The sequence below is a fragment of the Streptomyces sp. NBC_01017 genome, assembly GCF_045162795.1.
Classification (GTDB): Bacteria; Actinomycetota; Actinomycetes; order Streptomycetales; family Streptomycetaceae; genus Streptomyces; species Streptomyces machairae.
Genome location: NZ_CP108683.1, coordinates 9,674,737 through 9,694,717 on the forward strand (window position 1 = coordinate 9,674,737; position 19,981 = coordinate 9,694,717).

Annotated in this window: 22 protein-coding genes; 9 read left to right on the forward strand and 13 right to left on the reverse strand. The window is 70.5% G+C overall.

All coding sequences use genetic code 11. The features are described 5' to 3' along the window. Positions 1-95: 95 nt before the first annotated feature. Genes OG331_RS44245 through OG331_RS44260 form a run of 4 tightly spaced genes read right to left on the reverse strand, consistent with a single transcriptional unit; the run spans position 96 to position 1,999 of the window. The gene (locus OG331_RS44245) at positions 96-887 is read right to left on the reverse strand and encodes a thioesterase family protein (protein ID WP_406207995.1); all 792 of its coding nucleotides are present in this window, start codon (positions 885-887) and stop codon (positions 96-98) included. Between the two features lie 47 nt (positions 888-934). Beyond that, positions 935-1,261, reverse strand: coding sequence for a branched-chain amino acid transporter permease (locus OG331_RS44250; protein ID WP_406207998.1), 327 nt, complete (start codon positions 1,259-1,261; stop codon positions 935-937). Beyond that, complete coding sequence (locus OG331_RS44255; protein WP_406208001.1) at positions 1,254-1,406, reverse strand: hypothetical protein; 153 nt, start codon at positions 1,404-1,406, stop codon at positions 1,254-1,256. The genes OG331_RS44250 and OG331_RS44255 overlap by 8 nt, the downstream gene beginning before the upstream one ends. Then, on the reverse strand, positions 1,388-1,999 hold the full coding sequence (locus OG331_RS44260) for an AzlC family ABC transporter permease (protein ID WP_406208003.1): 612 nt from the start codon (positions 1,997-1,999) through the stop codon (positions 1,388-1,390). The genes OG331_RS44255 and OG331_RS44260 overlap by 19 nt, the downstream gene beginning before the upstream one ends. An 80-nt stretch (positions 2,000-2,079) precedes the next feature. Here OG331_RS44260 and OG331_RS44265 point away from each other — a divergent pair, with 80 nt between their 5' ends. Beyond that, positions 2,080-2,520: an Lrp/AsnC family transcriptional regulator gene (locus OG331_RS44265; RefSeq protein ID WP_406208006.1), complete on the forward strand. Its 441-nt coding sequence runs from the start codon at positions 2,080-2,082 to the stop codon at positions 2,518-2,520. A 34-nt stretch (positions 2,521-2,554) separates the two neighbouring features. Here the strand turns inward: OG331_RS44265 and OG331_RS44270 are convergent, their stop codons facing one another. The 5 genes from OG331_RS44270 to OG331_RS44290 form a co-directional block, all read right to left on the reverse strand. Next, complete coding sequence (locus tag OG331_RS44270) at positions 2,555-2,809, reverse strand: EF-hand domain-containing protein (RefSeq protein ID WP_328430682.1); 255 nt, start codon at positions 2,807-2,809, stop codon at positions 2,555-2,557. Between the two features lie 89 nt (positions 2,810-2,898). Next, complete coding sequence (locus tag OG331_RS44275) at positions 2,899-3,972, reverse strand: FecCD family ABC transporter permease (protein ID WP_406208010.1); 1,074 nt, start codon at positions 3,970-3,972, stop codon at positions 2,899-2,901. Further along, positions 3,969-4,973 (reverse strand): FecCD family ABC transporter permease, encoded by a 1,005-nt coding sequence (locus tag OG331_RS44280; protein ID WP_406208013.1) that lies wholly within the window; start codon positions 4,971-4,973, stop codon positions 3,969-3,971. Before OG331_RS44280 ends, OG331_RS44275 begins: the two co-directional genes overlap by 4 nt. Positions 4,974-5,059: 86 nt before the next feature. Beyond that, complete coding sequence (locus OG331_RS44285; RefSeq protein WP_406208016.1) at positions 5,060-6,103, reverse strand: ABC transporter substrate-binding protein; 1,044 nt, start codon at positions 6,101-6,103, stop codon at positions 5,060-5,062. A gap of 178 nt (positions 6,104-6,281) precedes the next feature. Then, complete coding sequence (locus tag OG331_RS44290) at positions 6,282-7,931, reverse strand: cellulase family glycosylhydrolase (protein ID WP_406208019.1); 1,650 nt, start codon at positions 7,929-7,931, stop codon at positions 6,282-6,284. Positions 7,932-8,110: 179 nt separating this feature from the next. Here OG331_RS44290 and OG331_RS44295 point away from each other — a divergent pair, with 179 nt between their 5' ends. Further along, complete coding sequence (locus OG331_RS44295; RefSeq protein ID WP_406208021.1) at positions 8,111-8,896, forward strand: cyclase family protein; 786 nt, start codon at positions 8,111-8,113, stop codon at positions 8,894-8,896. Further along, on the forward strand, positions 8,893-10,533 hold the full coding sequence (locus OG331_RS44300; RefSeq protein WP_406208024.1) for a thiamine pyrophosphate-binding protein: 1,641 nt from the start codon (positions 8,893-8,895) through the stop codon (positions 10,531-10,533). Before OG331_RS44295 ends, OG331_RS44300 begins: the two co-directional genes overlap by 4 nt. Before the next feature lie 76 nt (positions 10,534-10,609). Here OG331_RS44300 and OG331_RS44305 read toward each other — a convergent pair whose 3' ends face one another. After that, positions 10,610-12,055, reverse strand: a complete 1,446-nt coding sequence (locus tag OG331_RS44305; protein ID WP_328883649.1) for a glyceraldehyde-3-phosphate dehydrogenase — start codon at positions 12,053-12,055, stop codon at positions 10,610-10,612. A 133-nt stretch (positions 12,056-12,188) separates the two neighbouring features. Between OG331_RS44305 and OG331_RS44310 the strand changes: the two genes are divergently transcribed. After that, positions 12,189-13,148, forward strand: coding sequence for a LysR family transcriptional regulator (locus OG331_RS44310; protein WP_406208027.1), 960 nt, complete (start codon positions 12,189-12,191; stop codon positions 13,146-13,148). Positions 13,149-13,332: 184 nt separating this feature from the next. After that, on the forward strand, positions 13,333-15,303 hold the full coding sequence (locus OG331_RS44315; protein ID WP_406208030.1) for a collagenase: 1,971 nt from the start codon (positions 13,333-13,335) through the stop codon (positions 15,301-15,303). A 56-nt stretch (positions 15,304-15,359) separates the two neighbouring features. Here OG331_RS44315 and OG331_RS44320 read toward each other — a convergent pair whose 3' ends face one another. Continuing rightward, a complete protein-coding gene (locus OG331_RS44320; protein ID WP_406208033.1) occupies positions 15,360-15,485 on the reverse strand; it encodes a hypothetical protein in 126 nt (41 codons plus the stop codon). On the opposite strand from OG331_RS44320, the gene OG331_RS44325 reads away from it, so the two are divergent. Beyond that, positions 15,478-15,630, forward strand: coding sequence for a helix-turn-helix domain-containing protein (locus OG331_RS44325; RefSeq protein WP_406208035.1), 153 nt, complete (start codon positions 15,478-15,480; stop codon positions 15,628-15,630). The two genes, OG331_RS44320 and OG331_RS44325, sit on opposite strands and share 8 nt — an antisense overlap. An 11-nt stretch (positions 15,631-15,641) precedes the next feature. On the opposite strand, the gene OG331_RS44330 is transcribed toward OG331_RS44325, so the two are convergent. Then, the gene (locus tag OG331_RS44330; protein WP_406208037.1) at positions 15,642-16,601 is read right to left on the reverse strand and encodes a LysR family transcriptional regulator; all 960 of its coding nucleotides are present in this window, start codon (positions 16,599-16,601) and stop codon (positions 15,642-15,644) included. 81 nt (positions 16,602-16,682) lie between these two features. On the opposite strand from OG331_RS44330, the gene OG331_RS44335 reads away from it, so the two are divergent. After that, positions 16,683-17,378 carry a type 1 glutamine amidotransferase domain-containing protein gene (locus OG331_RS44335; protein WP_406208040.1) on the forward strand — a complete coding sequence of 232 codons (696 nt, stop codon included), beginning with the start codon at positions 16,683-16,685 and terminating at the stop codon, positions 17,376-17,378. 116 nt (positions 17,379-17,494) lie between these two features. Here OG331_RS44335 and OG331_RS44340 read toward each other — a convergent pair whose 3' ends face one another. After that, positions 17,495-17,764: a hypothetical protein gene (locus OG331_RS44340; RefSeq protein WP_406208043.1), complete on the reverse strand. Its 270-nt coding sequence runs from the start codon at positions 17,762-17,764 to the stop codon at positions 17,495-17,497. A 165-nt stretch (positions 17,765-17,929) separates the two neighbouring features. On the opposite strand from OG331_RS44340, the gene OG331_RS44345 reads away from it, so the two are divergent. Both OG331_RS44345 and OG331_RS44350 read left to right on the forward strand, forming a co-directional pair. Next, the gene (locus tag OG331_RS44345; protein ID WP_406208045.1) at positions 17,930-19,435 is read left to right on the forward strand and encodes a purine-cytosine permease family protein; all 1,506 of its coding nucleotides are present in this window, start codon (positions 17,930-17,932) and stop codon (positions 19,433-19,435) included. Continuing rightward, a complete protein-coding gene (locus tag OG331_RS44350; RefSeq protein ID WP_406208048.1) occupies positions 19,432-19,980 on the forward strand; it encodes a cysteine hydrolase family protein in 549 nt (182 codons plus the stop codon). The genes OG331_RS44345 and OG331_RS44350 overlap by 4 nt, the downstream gene beginning before the upstream one ends. Position 19,981 lies beyond the last annotated feature (1 nt).

Consider the following 19,981-nt stretch of genomic DNA (forward strand, 5'->3'; position numbering starts at 1 on the left):
TGACCGGGGGGAAGGACACCGTGAAGGTAGGCTCTGTGATTACTGTCGTCAAGAAAGTGCACAACATTGCCTGATGGCCCGGCCGGCCCGGTAGATCACACCCCTGGCATGGGGCGCACCGTGAGCATCTGCTGCGCCTGTCCGACCGGACCGTCGACGTCATACAGGACCGTGCTGGTCAGGCCCTGCCCGGAGGGGCCGAAGGTGACCGTGGTGTCCAGGCCGGTCCAGGCGCCGCGCGGTTGGCGGTGAAGGTGGACGGTGAGGTCGACGTTGGGGAACATCCACTCGGTGGGCGGCTGCCGGACGGCGATTCCGTTGGCGGTGTCGACGAGGGTGAGGTACGCGGCGAGCGGGCTGACGGGGACGCCGGCCACCAGGGTCAGGGGCGTGGTGATCCACGCGGTCGTACGGCCCGGCCGGGGCGGTGTGACGGGGCGGACGTCCAGGGAGGCGATGTAGCCGCCGGGCCAGAGCTCGGACATCGGCCACGGGGCGAGTGACTCCGGCGCGGTGAGGCGCTCGTCCTGGCCGCCCGCGACCGCGCTGGTGTCGAGCCGGGCCAGGAACCAGGCGCGGGCCCGGACCACCGGGCGCCCCGCGATCCGTACGACCGCTTCGACAAGCTCGATGGTCCGCCCGGGACGCACTGTCTCCATCTCGATCTCGCACTCGTCGAGAGCGAGGCGGCCGAGGATGTCGTAGCTGAGGCGGGCGAGAACGAGCCCGTCGTCCCGGGCGGCCGCGCGGTGGCGCTCGATGGCGTGCACGACGAGCCCGCCGAGCGGACTGAAGTGCTGCTCGTCCTGGTGCCAGGCGCCGCCCGCGTGAGGAGTCGGCTTGTAGCGGTTGTCGTCGATGGCTTCGAAGTAGCTGTCGGGGGTCAACGGGTGTTTCTCCCAGGGGTGTTGAGAACGTCATTGGGCAAGGGTGTTCACAGGGCGTTGAGCAGGACCACGTAGACGGCGGTGCCGGCCCCGACGCTGAGGATGGTGCGGCGGCCGAGGGCCAGATGGGCGCCGATGGTGACGGCGACGGCGAGCAGCGCGTACCAGGTGCCGTGCGGATCGGTCGTGATCGTGCCGTGCAGTGCGGTCACCGCGAGGATGGCGAGGATGCCGACCGGCATCCACACCGCCAGTCGCCGTACGATCGCCGAGCCGCGCAGTCGTCCGAGCACGGCGAACGGCACGGCGCGCAGGGCAAGGGTGATGGTGAAGACGATCGCCAGGACCGCGACGAGATACGACGTGCTAGGCATGCGAGGCCTCCTCCCGGCCGGTGCGGCGGGCGGTGACGGCGTGGCGGGCCAGCAGCAGGGCCACGAACAGCAGCAGCGCGGTGAACATGGCCGTGCCCGGGGTGAGGGCCAGGGCGACGGTGACGCTCACGCCGGCGAGCAGCACCGACGGCAGCTCCTTGCGGGAGCGGAACGCGTCCAGGGTGAGCACGGTGAACAGTGCGCACAGCGCGAACTCCAGGCCTTTGACGGGGCCGGGCAGGACCGCACCCAGGGCGACCCCGACCAGTCCGCCGCCGACCCAGTACGCCCGCAGGCGATCTGCATGGCCAGCAACCGGGGTCCCGAACGCTCACGCTCGGGCAGGGAGGCGCTCACCGCGTACGCCTCGTCGATCATCGCGTAGACGGCGTACGCCTTGGCCACCGGGTGCTTGACCAGGTGGAGCGGGAAGGAGAACGCGTAGAAGACGTGCCGGAAGTTGACGACCAAGACCGTCAGGGCTACCGCGGCGAGCGGGGTGCTGGTGGCCACCATGCCTACGAGCAGCAGCTCCAGAGAGCCGGCGAACGCCGCCAGGGACAGGGCTGGAGCGAGCCACCAGGGCAGCCCGGCCTGCATGACCATCAGCCCCAGGGCCATGCCGAGGGGGAAGATGCCGAGGCCGGCCGAGAGGGAGTCGCGGGCGCCTTGGGATATCCGCGTCCGGCGGGTGGCGGACGCCGAAGCGGCCGGGAGAGTGAGTACGTCCTGTTGCACGGCTCCATCGTCCCGTAGAAGCCGTGGCATGTGGTTGCGAATATTGCTCAGGCCGACCGCTCTGGTGCAACATTCTCATTGTGGATGCAATCGACAAGGCAATCATTGCCGAGCTGGAGCGGGACGGGCGGCTGACCAACGTGGAGCTGGCCCAACGGGTCGGACTCACCACCGGGCCGTGTCTGCGGCGGGTGCAGCGGCTGGAGGCGGACGGTGTCATCCGCGGCTACCGCGCGGTGATCGACCCGGACTCCGTGGGCCGCTCGTTCGAGGTGTTGCTCGACCTCAGTCTGGAGGCGCAGGACGCGGAGACGGTCCGCCGCTTCGAGGAGACCCTCCAGCAGGCCGACGAAGTGCTGGAGCTGCGCAGACTCTTCGGCAGCCCCGACTATTTCGTGCGGGTGGCCGTCGCCGACCTGCCCGCTTACGAGGCGTTTCTCAGCGGGCGGGTCATGACGATCCCCCGGGTCAAGAACGTCACCTCCCACTTCACGATGAAGACGGTCAAGCCGGGCCCGTAAGGGAGACGGCCGGTGCGGCGGCGCGCATCCGGTCTCACCTCCAGCCGAAGCGGCGGTCCACCACCGCCGCGAACTCCTCCAGGGTCAGCACCTCGTCGCCGTTCTGGTCGGCTGCGTCGAACAGTGCCGACGAGGCGTACTCGTCTCCTACGGCCCAGATCGGCAGATCTCCCGAAGCGGCCAGGGACGGGCCCTTGCTGCGCAGAGCGATGATCACCTCTTCGCGGGTCAGGGTCCCGTTCTCGTCGAGGTCAAGTGCCTCGAACAGCTTCCGGGCCTTTTCGCTCATCGTGTCACCCTCGTCCTTGTCGTCGGCCGTCGGGCCGACCCACCCCGTTACCAGATGAGAACGCCTTTTCCCCCGCTCGGGTTCCCTTTTCAGCGACGAATGCGCGTGCGGGCGATGAGCCACATCAGATACGGCGCTCCGACGGCCGCCGTGAGGACGCCCACCGGCAGCTCGACCGGGGAGAACATCCGTCGGGCCAGCAGGTCCGCGACGAGCACGATCGTGGCGCCGGCCAGGGCGGAGGACAGCAGTGGGATCTGGGCGGTGCGGGTCAGCCGGTGGGCGATCTGGGGGGCCAGCAGCGCCACGAAGTCGACCGGGCCGGCGGCGCCGGTCGCGACGGAGGCCAGTACGACGCCGAGCGCGGTCAGACCCAGCCGGACCGGACCCAGCCGCACGCCCAGCGCGGTCGCCGTGCTGTCGTCCAGGGACACCATGCGCTGCGCGTGCGCCGCCCACAGCAGGACCGGGACCATGGCCAGCAGGACCCAGGCGAGCGGCGCGGCCTGGTCGTAGCCCCGGCCGTTGAGCGAGCCCGTCAGCCACACCTTGGCCTGCTGGGCGACCAGATAGTCGCCCTTGGTGAGGAACAGCCTGGTCAGCGAGCCGAGCGCGATGGACACGCCGATTCCGACGAGCACGAAGCGCGTCGCGTGCAGGCCGCCCCGCCAGGCGAAGGCATAGACGAGCACGGCGGCCGAGAGCCCGCCCAGGACCGAGACGTACGGCAGGACGGTGTACGACGTGAGCCCGAAGGTCATCGCGGTCACCGTTGCCGCGCCCGCGCCGTGCGTGACGCCGATGACGTCCGGACTGGCGAGCGAGTTGCGGGCGACGGTCTGGATCAGCGCGCCGGAGACGCCGAACGCGGCGCCGACCAGCAGGCCCGTCACGAGTCGGGGCAGCCGGAGCGTGCCGACGACGAGCTCGTCGGGGCTCGGCTGCCCGAGCAGCACCCGCACGACCTCCGTGGGGGAGACGTACGACTCGCCGACGCACAGGGACACGACGACCGTCACCGCGAGTACGGCTGCCAGCAGCACGGCGACGGCACACGCCCGGCGGTGCAGCAGGAAGCTGCCGTCCCGCACACGGACGACGGTGTAGCCGGAGGGCCGGAGGCCACGAGGTGCGGGGGCGGTTCGATCGAGGGGCTGGGTCACGCCGGCACCGTCGCCTTCCTGCGTACCAGCGCGACCAGGAACGGCACGCCGAGCAACGCGGTCATCACGGCCACTGGCACCTCCGAGGGCGCGAAGAGGACACGGCCGAGCACGTCCGACACGAGGATCACCGCGGGACCCAGCAGCGCGGACAGGGCCAGCACCCACCGGTGGTCGGCGCCCACCAGGGCCCGCGCGATGTGCGGGACGGCGAGCCCGACGAACGCGATCGGACCGGCGACCGCGACGGCGACCCCGGTCAGCACGGTCGCGGCGAGCGCGCCGACGGCCCGCAGCAGCGCGACCCGGTGACCGAGCCCCCTCGCCACGTCGTCCCCGAGCGCCAGAGCGTCGAGCCCTCGTGCCACGACGGCGACCAGCAACAGCCCCACCAGGACGAACGGCCAGGTCTGCGCGACCACGTCACCGTCCCGGCCGCCGATCGAGCCGACGTCCCAGAAGCGGAACTCGTCCAGGGCGCGGGCGTCGGTCGTGACGATGGCGGAGACGATGGAGGCGATGAACGCGTTCATCGCGGCCCCGGCCAGGGCCAGTTTGACCGGCGAGGCACCGCCGCGTCCGCTGCCCGCCACCGCGTAGGCGGCCACCGCGGCCAGCCCCGCACCGGTGAACGCGAACCACACATAGCCGGCCGGCGAGTGCACCCCCAGGAACGCGATCGCGCAGACGACGCCCAGCGAGGCGCCCTGGCTGACGCCGAGGACGCCGGGCTCGGCGATCGGGTTCCGGGTGATGCCCTGCATGACGACCCCGGCGACCGCCAGGGCGAGCCCGACCATGACGCCGATGACCGTGCGGGGAACCCGCAGCGCCCGCACGACCTGCGCGTTGTCGCCGGCGCCGCCGTGCAGCAGGGCGTCGAACACCTGGGCCGGCGGGATCTGCCGGCTGCCGAGCGCGAGGCTCAGCAGGACGGCGACCAGCAGCAGGAGCATGCCCGCGACCGTCCAGGCGACACGACGCCGGGTGGCACGGGACATGCGGTTCCTCTTGCTGGTGCTCATGCCGTGTGGCAGCCGAATTCCCCTGTCCGTACAAGGGCCTTACTTGGTTCTGTGCAAGGGCCTTACTCGGTGAGGTACTTCTCCAGGTCCGCGAGGACCTCGTCGGTCGCGGTGACGCCCAGGCCCAGGTACCAGGTCTCGTCCGGGACGTCGTACGCGTGCCCGGCCTTGACCGCCTTCAGGTTCTTCCACAGCGGGTTGCCCTGCGCGCGGGACTTGTCGGTGGCCTTCGCGTCGCCGTACACGCCGGTGAAGATGTAGTCCGCGTCCGCCTGGTCGATGTTCTCGGCGCTGACCTCGGCGGCCAGGTCCTCGATGTCCTGGTTCTTCGGGCGCGGGATGCCGGCGTCCTTGAGGATGGTGCCGATGAACGACGCGTTGGCGTACAGCCGGATCACGCCGTCGGGCAGGTAACGCACCATCGACACGGTCGGCTTGTCGGCGCCCAGCTGGGCGTCGAGCGCGTCGACCTTCTTGTCGTAGGCGGCGAGCTTCGCCTTGGCGTCGGCGGTCTTGTCCAGGGCCGCGGCGTTGAGGAGGTAGTTCTCCTTCCACGTGAAGCCGGGCCGGATGGAGAAGACGGTGGGCGCGATCTTCGACAGCTCGTCGTACTTGTCCGCGGCGCGCAGCTGGCTGCCGAGGATCAGGTCCGGCTTGAGCCCGGCGATCGCCTCCAGGTTGAGGTTGTTGATCGTGCCGACGTTCTTGGGGCTGCCGGCGTCCTTCTTCAGGTAGGAAGGCAGCTCGGGGGAGCCCTCGGTGGGGGCGAGGCCGACCGGCTTGATGCCGAGGGAGACGACGTTGTCGAGCTCGCCGACGTCCAGGACCACCACACGCTTGGGCTGGGAGTCGATGACCGTCTCGCCCATGGCGTGCTCGATGGTGCGCGGCCACTGGCCCGGCTTGGCGTCGGTGCCCATCGCGGCGGTCTTCTCGGCGGCGGACGCGAAGTCCTTGCCGCCCTTGGCCACGTCCTTCTTGTTGCCGGACCCGGCCGCGGAACCCGCGTTGTCCGAACCGTCGTTGGAGCTGCCACAGGCCGCGAGGGACAGTGCGGCGGCGACGGCAAGAGCGACGGCGGCTGTGCCGCGGCGCCGGTGAAGCATGACAGGGCTCCCTATGGTGCACAGGTGGCCTTCTATTAGGCCAGCCTCACCTTATCCGCACGGTCTCCGTGTGCCGTACACGGGGGCTGTGTGGCTCCTGTCACGGTCCTGTGCTGAGGACGGGGCTTCCTTGGCGCCCTGACCTGCCAGGACGCCAAGCAGTGCGAGCGCGTGCGGGTCAGGTCAGGGAGCAGGTGGAGTCGTTCAGCGAGAAGGCGGCCGGGTTCGGGTTGGCGCTGCCCATCGTGGCCGTGAAGCCGAGGGTGACCGAACCTGCCGGGGGGATCGACGCCGTGTACGACGCGGAGGTGACGCTCACATCGCCGCCGCTCTGGGTCGCGGTGCCGCCCCACAGGTTGCTGACGCGCCGGCTGTCGGGGAAGGTCCAGCGCAACGTCCAGCCGTTGATCGCCGAGCTGCCGGTGTTGCGGATGGCGATCTCGCCCTGGAAGCCGCCGGGCCACTCGCTCGCCACCCGGTAGGCGACACCGCAGGTCGCCGACGAGCCTGCGGACGACGTCATGACCGCCACGGTGCCCGAGCGCTGCGAGCGGTTGCCCGCCGCGTCGCGCGCGTAGACGGCGAAGGTGTACGAGGTCGCCGGGGTGAGACCGGTGACCGTGGCGGAGGTGCCGGTCGTCGAGGTGGCGGCGGTCTCGGTCGTGCCGGCGACGCGGATGACGTCGTAGCCCGTCACGCCGTTCGCGTCGCTGGAGGCGCTCCAGTTCAGGGTGGCGGACGAGGACGTCACGGCGGAGGCGGCCGGCGTCCCGGGCGTGGTCGGGGGAGTGGTGTCGCCGCCGGAGGCGGAGTAGACGGTGGCTTCCTCGGACGTGGCGGCTATGCCGTTCGCACCGTTGAAGATCCACTGCCCCCAGGACGTCAACTGGTTCGGGTCGAAGTTCGTGACCATGTCCAGGTACTCGACCCCGCCGCCGTTGCCGCTCCAGGACCAGCCGAGATAGCCGAGCCCGAGCTGCCGGGTGACGGCGAGGACGGTGTCCTCGTCGGGGTCGCCGTCCGAGTGGTTGTGGCCGAACTCGCCGATGACGATGGGGAGTTGGGCCGTCACGAAGCGGTTCAGATAGTCGCTGATCCCGGCGGCCGTGTCGAAGACGCCGTACATGTGGATGGAGAAGACCGTGTTGGCGTCCGGGTCGGCCGCGAACACCGAGGCGGCGTTGTCGCGCATCGTGAACGCCCAGTCCTGACCCCAGTTGGGCGCGTCGACCATGAGGGTGTGCCGGAAACCGGCGGTGCGCAGCTTCTGGACGGCAGCCTTGGTGTCGGCCGTCCACGCCGTGTAATTCGTGTTGCCGTACGGCTCGTTGCCGATGTTGACGATGACGTAGTCCTCCTGGCCGAGCACCGCGCTCTGCACAGCGATCCAGTAGTCGGCGGCACGGGAGAGGGTGACGGCGCCGCTCTGTTCGCCGTAGCCCGTGGTGTCGTGGACCTCCAGGACACAGATGAGCCGGTTCTGCTTGCACTGGCCGACGACGTTCGCCACGTCGGCGGTGTCGTTGCGGGTCCAGCGGTCCCCGCTGGAGAGGACCACCCGCGCCGTGTTGGCGCCCTTGGCCTTGATGTGGGCGAGGGAGCTGACGCGGTCCGGGTACCAGGTGTGGGCGTGGTTGACGCCCCGCATGACGAAGTCGTTCCCGTTCGCCTCCAGCAGCCGCCCGTTCGCGACACGGAAGCCCGGCGGCGCGGCATGGGCGGGCGTGACGAGGGCCAGCAGCGGGAGGAGAAGCCCCAGGAGGGCTGCGGCTACGGTGACCGGCCGTGGGACGGCCGAGGTGCGGGATCTCCTGGGGGCAGCCAACATCCCTGAGCGTGGCGGGAGTTGTAAGCCTGATCGGCGAGTGTCGCGCATGGTGTTCCCTTTCCCGAATGGAAGTGGGAGCGCTCCCATATCTCATCAAGCCACTGTTGTTATTGGTGCGTCAAGGGGTGGGAAATACGGCTGCGATGCTGTCATGGAGAGCACCGACCGAGGAGGCGCCCATGCCTGAGCCGTCCGTCCTTGCCGCGCTGGTGTCCGGGCTGCGGGGTGGATCGATCGAAGTCGTCGACCTCACCTCGCCCCTGTCGTCGTCGACACCGGTGATCCAGCTGCCGCCCCAGTTCGGGCAGACCGCCGTCTTCGAACTGGAGGAGATCAGCCGGTACGACGACCGTGGCCCCGCCTGGTACTGGAACAACTTCCGCAGCGGCGAGCACACCGGCACCCACTTCGACGCCCCCAACCACTGGGTCACCGGCAAGGACCTCACCGACGTGGCCTCGGTGCCGGCCGGCAAGCTGATCGCACCCGCGGTCGTCCTGGACTTCACCACCGAGGTGGCCAAGAACCCCGACTTCCTGGTCGAGGTCGACCACGTGAAGGCCTGGGAAGCCGAGAACGGCCCCTTGCCCGCAGGCGGCTGGCTGCTGCTGCGTACCGGCTGGGACGCGCGCTCGCACTCCCAGGAGGCGTTCCTCAACGCCGACGAGAACGGCCCGCACACCCCCGGACTGTCGGTGGAGTGCGCCCGTTGGGTCGCCGAGGAGTCGCCGGTGACCGGCCTCGGCGTCGAGACGGTGGGCACGGATGCCGGGGGCGCGCACTCGTTCGAGCCCGCCTTTCCGTGCCACTCCTACCTCATGGGCAGCGGCAAGTACGGTCTGACGCAGTTGCAGAACCTCGCCGCGCTGCCGCCGACCGGCGCCGTCGTCATCGCCGGACCGCTGCCCATCGTCACCGGCTCCGGGGCTCCGGCGCGGGTGCTTGCCCTGGTGGAGCGCTCATGAACGTCGCGGAAGCGGTGGGCCGGGCGCTGTGCGCGGCCGGGGTCGGCCAGGTCTTCGGGGTGGTCGGATCGGGCAACTTCCACGTGACGAACGCGATGGTCGCGGCGGGGGCACGGTTCGTCGCCGCACGCCATGAGGGCGGTGCGGCGACGATGGCCGACGCGTACGCCCGGACCAGCGGCACGGTCGCCGCCGTGAGCGTGCATCAGGGGCCCGGCCTGACCAACGCGATGACCGGAATCACGGAGGCGGCGAAGAGCCGTACGCCGCTCGTCGTCCTGGCCGCCGAGGTGACCGAGCCCCGGTCCAACTTCTATGTCGACCAAGAGGCGTTGGCCCGCGCGGTGGGCGCGGTCACGGTCCGGGTCACGTCGGCGGAGGAAGCGGTCGAGCAGGCCTGTTCGGCGGTACGGCTCGCGGTGGGGGAGCGGCGTACCGTCCTGCTCAACCTTCCGCTGCCGGTGCAGGCGCTGGAGGTGCCCGACGGCGCGCCGGCGCAGGCGGCGCCCCCGCCGCAGCGGGCCGCGGTCGAGCCGGACGCCGACGAGGTGGCTGCCTTGTCCCGGCTGCTCGGGCAGGCCCGACGGCCCGTCTTCGTGGCCGGCCGGGGAGCACGCGGGCCGGGCTGTCGCGAGGCCCTGGAGTCGCTCGCCGAGCGGCACGGCGCGCTGCTGGCGACCTCAGCCGTCACCCACGGGCTCTTCCACGGCAATCCCTGGTCCTTGGGCATCTCCGGCGGCTTCGCCTCGCCCCTGGCCGCCGAACTGCTCCAGGGCGCCGACCTGATCGTCGGCTGGGGCTGCGCCCTCAACATGTGGACCATGCGGCACGGCAACCTCATCGGCGCCGACGCCACCGTCGTACAGGTCGACGACGAGACCTCCGCGCTCGGCGCGCACCGGCCGGTGCACCTCGGCGTCACCGGAGATGTCGGGCTCACCGCGCGCCAGGTGTTCGCGGCGGGGGACGGACAGCGGCAGGGGTATCGGACCGCGGAGGTCCGTGCGGCCATCGCCGCTCGGGTGCGGCTGCGTGACGTGCCGTACGAGGACCGGAGCACGCGGGAGCGGATCGATCCGAGGACGCTCAGCATCGCGCTCGACGACATCCTGCCCGCGGAGCGGGTGGTCGGCGTGGACTCCGGCAACTTCATGGGCTACCCGAGCGCGTACTGGTCGGTGCCCGACGAGAAGGGCTTCTGCTTCACGCAGGCCTTCCAGTCGATCGGGCTCGGGCTGGCGACCACGATCGGGGCGGCGCTGGCACAGCCGGACCGACTGCCCGTGGCGGCGCTCGGCGACGGGGGTGCGCTGATGAGTGCCGTGGATCTGGACACCGTGCGCCGGCTCGGGCTGCCGATGGTGGTCGTCGTCTACGACGACGAGGCCTACGGCGCCGAGGTGCACCACTTCGGTCCGCACGGGCATCCACTGGACACGGTGCGCTTCCCGCCGACGGACATCGCCGCAGTGGGGCGGGGCTACGGCTTCGAGGCGGTGACCGTGCGGACCCGGGCCGACCTGAAGGCGGTGGTGGACTGGGTCGCCGGGCCGCGGACCGCGCCGTTGCTCGTCGACGCCAAGGTCGTCGCCGATCGAGGGTCGTGGTGGCTGGAGGAGGCGTTCCGCGGCCACTGAGGGCGCGGGCTCCGCGAACGTCGACCCGCCCGCCGCAGGTCAGCGCAGGGCGGCAGGCGGGTCGACGTGGGCGGGATCAGACCGCCGGGGCCGGGTAGGTCGGGTACTCCACCCCGGAGACGTGCTGGACGACGCGGATGACCTGGCAGGAGTAGCCGAACTCGTTGTCGTACCAGAGGTAGAGGATCGCGTTGTCGCCCTCCACCTTCAGCGCGCCCGCGTCGATGATCGAGGCGTGGCGCGAGCCGATGAAGTCGCTGGAGACCGCGTCGGGGGCCGTGATGAAGTCGATCTGGCGGCGCAGCGGCGAGGTCAGCGACACGTCACGCAGGTGGTCGAGGACCTCCTCGCGCGTCGTCTCCCGCTTGAGCTGGAGGTTCAGGATCGCGATCGACACGTCCGGCACCGGGACCCGGATCGAGCTGCCGGTGATCCGCGCCTTGAGGTCGGGCAGCGCCTTGGCGACGGCGGAGGCGGCGCCGGTCTCGGTGATGACCATGTTCAGCGGCGCGGAACGGCCGCGGCGCTCGGACTTGTGGTAGTTGTCCAGCAGGTTCTGGTCGTTGGTGAACGAGTGGACGGTCTCCACGTGACCGCGCAGCACGCCGTACTCGTCCTCCATCGCCTTCAGCGGCGGGACTATGGCGTTGGTGGTGCAGGAGGCGCAGGACAGGATCTGCTCGTCCGGCTTGAGGGTGTCGTGGTTGACGCCGTGCACGATGTTGGGGACATCGCCCTTGCCCGGCGCGGTCAGGACGACCTTGTCGATGCCGGGGCGCAGGTGCTCGGACAGGCCCTCGCGGTCGCGCCACTTGCCGGTGTTGTCGATGAGGATGGCGTTCTTGATGCCGTACGCCGTGTAGTCGACCTCGGACGGGTCGTTCGCGTAGATCACCTTGATCGCGTTGCCGTTGGCGAAGATCGTGCTGTTCGCCTCGTCCACGGTGATCGTGCCCTGGAACTGGCCGTGGATGGAGTCGCGGCGCAGCAGCGAGGCGCGCTTGACGATGTCCTGCTCGCCGCCGCCGCGCACGACGATGGCACGCAGCCGCAGGCCGTTGCCCGAGCCGGACTTCTCGATCAGCAGGCGGGCGACGAGGCGGCCGATGCGGCCGAAGCCGTACAGGACGACGTCGCGGCCCTCGCGGCGCTCGATCTTGTTGGCTCCGGTGGCACCGGCGACGGCCTCGGCGGTGAACGCCTCCACGGTCAGACCGCGGTCGTCGGCCTTGTACGTCGCGGCCAGCATGCCGATGTCGATCTGCGACGGGCCGAGGTCGAGCGCGGTGAGGGCCTGCACGAACGGCAGGGTCTCGGTGACCGAGAGCTCCTCACCGGCGATCTGCCGGGCGAACCGGTGCGTCTTCAGGATGCTGACCACCGACTTGTTCACCAAGGAGCGGCTGTGGAGGAGGACGGTGACGTCCCGCTCCCGGTGCAGCTTCCCGATGAGCGGGATCATCGACTCCGCGATCTCCTCGCGGGTCTTCCAGTTGGTGAACGAGTCGTCGTTGACAGTCACGGGCCTATCTTTCGAGCTAGGTGGCGCTCATATGCTAACCGCAGGGTGCGACGATCGTTCAAAGGGGGGTCGGCGAGATGGGCGATTGCCCCAGTTTGCTACCTTTTACCCCTATGTTGAGGAGGAGTGAAGGGTGGAGCTGGAGCTACGGCATCTGCGCGTGCTGTGTGCCATCGCGGACGCGGGGAGCGTGGGCCGGGCCGCGGCGGAGCTGGGCTACTCGCAGCCCGCGATGAGCACCCAACTCCGGCGGATCGAGCGGTACTTCGGTGAGTCGGTGTTCGAACGCGGGTCGGCCGGGGTGCGGTTGACCGCGTACGGCTTCGAGGTGGTCGCCCAGGCCCGCGACGTCCTCGCCCGTGCCGACGCGATCGGACGCCGGCCGGCCTCCGGCGCCGCTCCCTCGCGGCGGACCCTGCGTGTGGCGGCGACCAACTCTCCGATGCTCGCGGGCATGCTGTCGGGTGTCCGCGCCCGGCTGCCGGACGTCTCGCTCGCGGTGAGCAGCGTGTACGCCTCCTCCCGGATCGTCGAACTGCTGGAGGAGGGCGGGGTGGACGTCGCCATCGCCGCGGACTACCCCGGCCGGGAGCTGGAGCACTCCGACGCCGTGGCCCATCGCGGGATCGTCACCGAGCCGAACTTCGTCGCCCTGCCGTCCCGCCACCCGCTCGCACAGCGCGCTCAGGTCGCCCTCGCGGATCTGGCCGAGGAAGCCTGGTTCCTGACGCCGGACGACGGCGCCGGATGGCCCGGCGTCTTCCACGCGGCCTGCGCGGCGGCCGGCTTCAGCCCGTCGGCGGTGCACGAATTCCTGGGCGACCGGCTGGAGTTGCAGGGAATGATCGCCGACGGGCACGGCGTCGCCGTCGTGCAGGCGACGACGCGCCCCATCTCGCAGGTCGTCGTCAAGCCGCTGATCGGTACGCCGCTGTGGTGCCGTTACGTGCTGGCGTGGCGGCGTGACGTGGTCACCGAGGCGACGGCCGACGCACTGCTGCAGTCCGCCACCGCCGCGTACCGTGAACTCGTCGGCCAGTCCCCGCACTTGAGGACGTGGGCAGCTCGCATGTGGAACGTGAGCGAGGCGTAGCTCCCGGCTCCCCTGCGGCACAACTCCCGGCTCCACTTGGGTCACGCCCACGACGTCCGGCGTTATGGCCGGTCAGTGCAATGTGCTATGTCACACGCCATTGTTGGGCCGGGCGGGCGTTGAGACAGTGCCTCACACGCCTCAGCACCCGTATCGAGGCGCATCCATCCGTGGAGGAATCCAGATGCGCTACCGCTTCGTGCTGCCCAGACACCTGGCCGCCGCGCTCGTCGCATGCGTCACCCTGGCCGGCCTGCTGTCGACGCCCGCACTCGCGACACCCGCGGCCGAGACCACCCCGCTCCCCACCGGGTCGGGCAAGTCGACGCCACCCCCGCCCCCGACCGCATCGACCGTCGACGCCACCAACCACGCCGCCGAACGCGACCGGCAGCGCACCCCCGCCCACCTGCCGCCGCTGACGCCGACGCCCGATCCCGACAGCCCCGGCGCGCAGGTCGCCCCGAAGGCAGCCCCGTGCAGTCCCGCCGACTTCGGAAGCAGAACGGGATCCGCGCTGGTGGCCTTCGTCAAGGCCTCGACCACGGACTGCGTCAACAGCCTCTTCGCGGTCACCGGCACCGACGCCCGCGCGGTCTTCCGTGAGGCCCAGATGGTCACCGTCGCCGAGGCGTTCACACGCACGGCACAGAGCTATCGCGGCGACAACTCCGCCCGCATCTGGCAGCTCGTGCTCTTCCTGCGCGCCGGCTACTACGTGCAGTTCAACAACCCCACCGACGTCGGCCCCTACGGCACCCGCCTGGCCCGGAACACCGTCCGCGGCCTGGACACCTTCTTCGCCCGCACACCATCGAGGGACGTCACGGCGGCGAACGGCGACGTGCTGAGCGAGGTCCTCATCCTCACCGACAGCGCCGACCAGCAGGCCCGCTATCTGAACGTCTACCGGCGGGTGCTGAACGGATACGGCCGCTCCTACGACGCCATCCCCAGCATGCTCGCGGCCGTCAACGCGGTCTACACCCCGCTGTGGCGCGGCAATTGGAACGCGGACTACGTCAACGCCGTGGCCGCCGACCCGTCCATCGTCCGGACCCTCCACAGGTTCGCGCTCGACCACTTGGACCTGCTGCCCACCGACCGGGCGTATCTGGCGTCCAACGCCGGGATGAACCTGGCCCGTTACGTCGAACACCCGGCGCTGCGGGCCATGGTGCGACCGCTGACCCGGCAACTGCTGAGCGCGTCACGGATCACCGGCCCCACGGCCGGGCTGTGGGTCGCGGTGGCGACGCAGGCCGAGTACTACGACAAAGCCAACTGCTCCTACTACGCCGTCTGCGACCTCACCGGCCAACTGACCAGGGCCGCCCTGCCGATCACCCACCCCTGCGACGCGACCCACACCATCCGCGCCCAGGCACTCACCACGGCCGACCTCGACGCGGCATGCGACAGCGTGCTCGGCCAGGACGCGTACGTACACGAACTCGTCAAGGACGACGGCCCCATACCCGGCCAGTACCTGTCGACCATCGACCTCGTCGTCTTCGCCGGCCCCGCCGACTACCGCACCTACGCCGGGGCGATCTTCGGGATCAGCACGGACAACGGCGGCATGACCCTGATCGGAGACCCGGAGGACCCCGCCAACCGGCCGTTCGCGGTCATGTACCAGAAGGAGCAGGACAACGGTCACGCCGCCCGCATCTGGAACCTCAACCACGAGTACACGCACTACCTGGACGCCCGCCACAACATGAAGGGCGACTTCGCCCAGCAGATCTCGGTGCCGGACGTCTGGTGGATCGAGGGAGTGGCCGAGTACGTCTCCTACGGCTACCGCGGCATCACCTACGACCAGGCGATCACGGAGGCGGGCAAGCACACGTACCGGCTGAGCACGCTGTTCCAGAACACGTACACCAACAGCGACGTGACCCGCACCTACCCGTGGGGCTACCTCGCCGTCCGCTACATGTTCGAGCGCCACCCGGCCGACGTCCACCGGATGCTCGCCCGCTTCCGCGTCGGTGACTACGCGGGCGGATACGCCGTCTACGCCTCCGACATCGGCACCCGCTACGACGCCGACTTCGACCAGTGGCTGACGGAGTGCGCGGCCGGAGCCTGTACGGCCGGTGCGGCCGTCGGCCGAGGTGGGTCCGAGGTACATGCACGCGGCTTCTGAGCCCCGGCCCGTGACCCGCGCGGGGGTGATCCGCGCGGGCCACGGGATCGCGGGCGTCAGCAGGTGGGGCGTTGGGCGTGGGCCGGGTCGAGGGCGTTGAGGACGAGGCGGGTGGCCGGGGCGTTGTGGCTGATGGAGACGTGGTCGGTGTCCTGGGGGCGTACGGCTCCGGAAGTGGCCAAGGCGCTGAGCATCCATCCGCAGACGGCCCGCAAACGGCTGCTCCGGCTGGAGGAGCTGTTCGGTGACCGGCTCGCGGACCCGCGCTTCCGGTTCGAGGCCCTGCCGGCGCTGCGCACCCATGCGTCGCGGGCCAACGCCGGTTGAAATGCGGGCAGTTACCAGTCGCGCGCGCTTCCCAGCAGGTGGTCGCGGACCAGCGCGACATGAGCACTGCCGGACGAGCCCGGGCGCTGCACGAGGAAACCGGTGTTGATCGGTGGATCGTCCGGGTCGTGCAGCAGGACCAGTGCGCCAGACGCCAGCTCGGCCGCGCACAGGTAACGGGGGAGCACGCTGAACCCGGCACCGCCCGCCACCGCGGCCCTGACCCCGTTCAGGTCGGGCATGGTGACCGCAGGGTGACGCACCAGACGCTTGCCGAACACATGACGCCAGTAGCGGCGCACGATCGGCACGTCCTCGGCGTAGGCGACGAGCGGCACGCCGTGCAGCGCGGCGGGCCCGGCCGCCGCGATCCGCGTCGGACCGCCGATGCGCTCCGCCCAGGAGGGAGCCGTGACCAGCACGAACTCCTCGTCCATCAGCGGCACCGAGGCAAGCGCGCGACCACGCGGCCGGTACGTCGACAGGACCAGGTCGTGGCGGCCGGCCCGCAGCTCCTCCAGGAGCGGCTCGGTCAGGCCGGGGGTGACGCGCAGCCGTACGCCCTTGTCGACCAGCGGCGCGAGAGCCGGCATGACGCGGTGGGTCAGCAGCTCGGCCGGACCGGCGAGATGCACCGGTTCCGCAGGCTGGACGTCGGCTGAGCCGCCCGGCCCGGTGACGGTGGCGAGGGCGTCCAGCGGCTCGACGATCCGGGAGGCGAGCTCGTCCGCGTGCGGAGCGGGGGCGACGCCGCGCGCCAGCCGCTGGAACAGCTCCCGGTCCAGCTGCCGCTCCAGCGTGCGGATCTGTGTGGTGACCGTCGGCTGCGACAGGCCCAGCACCCGGGCGGCGGCGGTGAAGGAGCCGGTGCGGTACACGGCCAGGAACGTGCGCAGCAGGTTGAGGTCCACCGGCGCCACACCGCTGAGCTGGGTACTCTCCTCCATCTCATCGGAATCTCTATGTCTCATATGTGTGAGCCTATTGGATTCCAATGGCACGAGGTGCGTACCGTCGGGACATCGACTCACCGTCTCTCGAAAGAGCACTCCATGTCGAAGATCCTTTTCGTGCTGACCGGCTCCGACCACTGGACGCTGGCCGACGGCACCAAGCACCCCACCGGCTTCTGGGCCGAGGAGGCCGTCGCCCCGTACGAGGCGTTCACGGCCGCCGGGCACGAGGTCGTCGTGGCCACGCCGGGCGGAGTCGTTCCGCACGTCGACAAGGGCAGCCTCGCGCCCGAGTTCAACGACGGTCAGGAGAACGCCGACCGGGTCGCCGCCGTACTCGCCTCGATGGCGGAGCTGCGGCAGCCGGTCCGGCTGGAGGACGTGAACCTCGACGACTACGCCGCCGTGTTCTACCCCGGCGGTCACGGCCCGATGGAGGACCTGTCCGTCAACGCCGAGTCCGGCAGGCTGCTGACCCTCGCGCTGGAGAGCGGCAAGCCGCTGGGTGTCGTCTGCCACGCCCCGGCCGCACTGCTCGCCGCCACCAAGGCCGACGGCACCAACACCTTCGCCGGTTACCGGGTGGCCGCGTTCACCAATGCCGAGGAGACCCAGGCCGGCTTCGCCGACAAGGCCAAGTGGCTGCTGCAGGACCGGCTCACCGAGGCCGGCGTGCAGGTCCAGGTCGGCGAGCCGTGGGCCCCGCACGTGGTCGTCGACCGCAACCTGGTCACCGGCCAGAACCCGTCCTCCGCCGCCCCGCTCGCCGTCGAACTGCTCGAGAAGCTGGGCTGAATCACCTCGCCGCCCCGCCCGCGCACCCAGTCGCCGCGGCGGGCCAGAGTGGCTGCAACGGACGAGGACGCCTCGTGCGCGACACGCATCGAGACGTCCTCGTCGGCTACGCCTGACTACTGCAGGAACGAGCCTTCGGCGCCCTCAGCGCCCTCAGCGCCCTCGGCGTCACCGAAGCCCGCCCCCTGATCCATGCCCTGGCTGCCTTCACTGCCGAAGGCGGCGCCACCCTGGTCGTTGAACGTGGGCTCCTGCCAGCCCTGGCTCTCTTGGCTTCCGGCGCCGAAGCTGCTCTGGTCGTCGACATCGGCGTGGGCGGCGGCAGCGCCGCCGAAGACGACCAGAGTGCCGAGAGCGGCGGCAGCAAGCGCGGTGCGAATACGCATTCGTACTCCTGTTTCAGTGGGTGCTGTTGTCACATGAACATCACCCTCGGAACGCAGCGGGTACACCAAGAGCCACTCGGATGAGTGACTGTCGCATGGCAACCAGCGCGACGGACACCGGCAGACGGTGTTCCGCGGCGGGATGAGCGGTGCGACGATGCCAGAATGATCACATCCCCGGACCCACTCGACGGCCGGCCCGCGAGCCGAAGGCTCCAGCTGGAGACCCACGGCCTCGATGTGATCGCCGACGCCGAGCGCAAAGGCACGCCACGCACCCTGTTCTGGCCCTGGTTCGGGGCCAACGTGTCCATCCTGGGCCTGAGTTACGGCGCCTTCGCGCTCGGCTTCGGAATCTCCTTCTGGCAGGCGCTGGTCGCCGGAGTCGTCGGCATCGTCTTCTCGTTCCTGCTGTGCGGGTTCGTCGCCGTGGCCGGGAAACGCGGCTCCGCGCCGACGATGGTCCTCGGCCGTGCCGCGTACGGGCTGCGCGGCAACCGACTGCCGTCGGTGATCTCCTGGGTCCTCACGGTCGGCTGGGAGACCGTGCTGTGCGCCCTCGCCACCATGGCCACCGCGACCGTCTTCGGCCGGCTCGGCTGGGGTGGCGGCACCGAGACCAAGGTGGTCGCGCTCATCCTGGTCGCTGCGTTGACCGTGGTCGTGGGCGTCATGGGCTTCGACCTGATCATGCGGCTGCAGACCGTGATCACCGCGGTCACCGGCGTGCTCACCGTCGTCTACGTCGTCCTCGTCGCCGACGACATCCACTGGTCCGTCGTCAGCGCCGTACCCACGGGCTCCGCCCAGGAGTTCATCGGCGCCCTCGTCTTCATGATGACCGGCTTCGGACTCGGCTGGGTCAACGCGGCCGCCGACTACTCCCGCTATCTCCCGCGCACCGCGTCGAGCCGTGGCGTGATCGGCTGGACCGCCTTCGGCGGTTCCCTGGCCCCGCTGCTCCTGCTGGTTTTCGGCCTCCTGCTGGCAGGCTCGTCCAGCAAACTGGGCGAGGCCGTCGCCGCGGACCCTATCGGCGCCCTGACGACGATCCTGCCGACCTGGTTCCTGGTCCCGTTCGCTGTCGTCGCGGTCCTCGGCCTGGTCGGCGGTGCGGTCCTCGACATCTACTCGTCCGGCCTGGCCCTGCTGTCGGCGGGCCTGCCCGTGCCGCGCTATGTGGCCGCGCTGGTGGACGGTGTCCTGATGATCGCGGGCTCGGTCTACATCGTTTTCGTCGCCGACGACTTCCTCGGCCCGTTCATGGGTTTCCTCACCACGCTCGGCGTCCCCATCGCCGCCTGGTGCGGCATCATGCTCGCCGACCTGACCCTGCGCCGCCGCGACTACGACGAGCCCGACCTCTACCGCCCGACCGGCCGCTACGGCGACGTACCGCTCACCCCACTCCTCCTGACCCTCACCGCCACCGCCCTCGGCTGGGGCCTGGTCACCAACTCGACGGCGAACTGGCTGGACTGGCAGGGCTATCTGCTCGCCCCACTGGGCCTCGGCGGCCGGTCCGGCTCCTGGGCCTACGCCAACCTCGGCGTCCTCGCGGCCCTCGCCCTCGGCTTCCTCGGCACCCTGGTGCTGCGTCGCGGACGCGTCCGTGCACAGGAGGCGCAGGAACCGAGCGCCGCGGCGGACGAGGGGGCGACGGCCGTATGACCACGGGGTTGCTCACCGTCATCGACATGCAGCGCGTCTTCGCTGACCCCGACAGCCCTTGGGCAACCCCGCGATTCGCCGAAGCGGCGGCGGGTGTACGCCGGCTTCTGCCGACGTTCGGGGACCGGGTCACGTTCACCCGGTTCGTGGCACCCGAGAGCCCGAAGGGCGCCTGGCGGGCGTACTACGAGCAGTGGCCCTTCGCCCTGCGACCGCCAAACGCTCAACTCTGGCAGCTGGCGGACGAGTTCGCGCCCCGCGCACGGCACGTGCTCGACGCCACCACCTTCGGAAAATGGACCCCGGAACTCGCCCGACGCGTCGCCCCGGAGGGCCCCCTCGTCCTGGCCGGCGTCAGCACCGACTGCTGCGTCCTGTCGACGGCCCTGGCCGCCGCCGACGCGGGCGTCGAGGTGCTGGTCGTCGCCGACGCCTGCGCGGGTGCGGACGACGACTCGCACGCCAAGGCGTTGCACGTACTGGACCTGTACCGGCCGTTGATCCGGGTGACGACGGTCGCCGAAGTCGTTGCGGAGACGGCCTGAG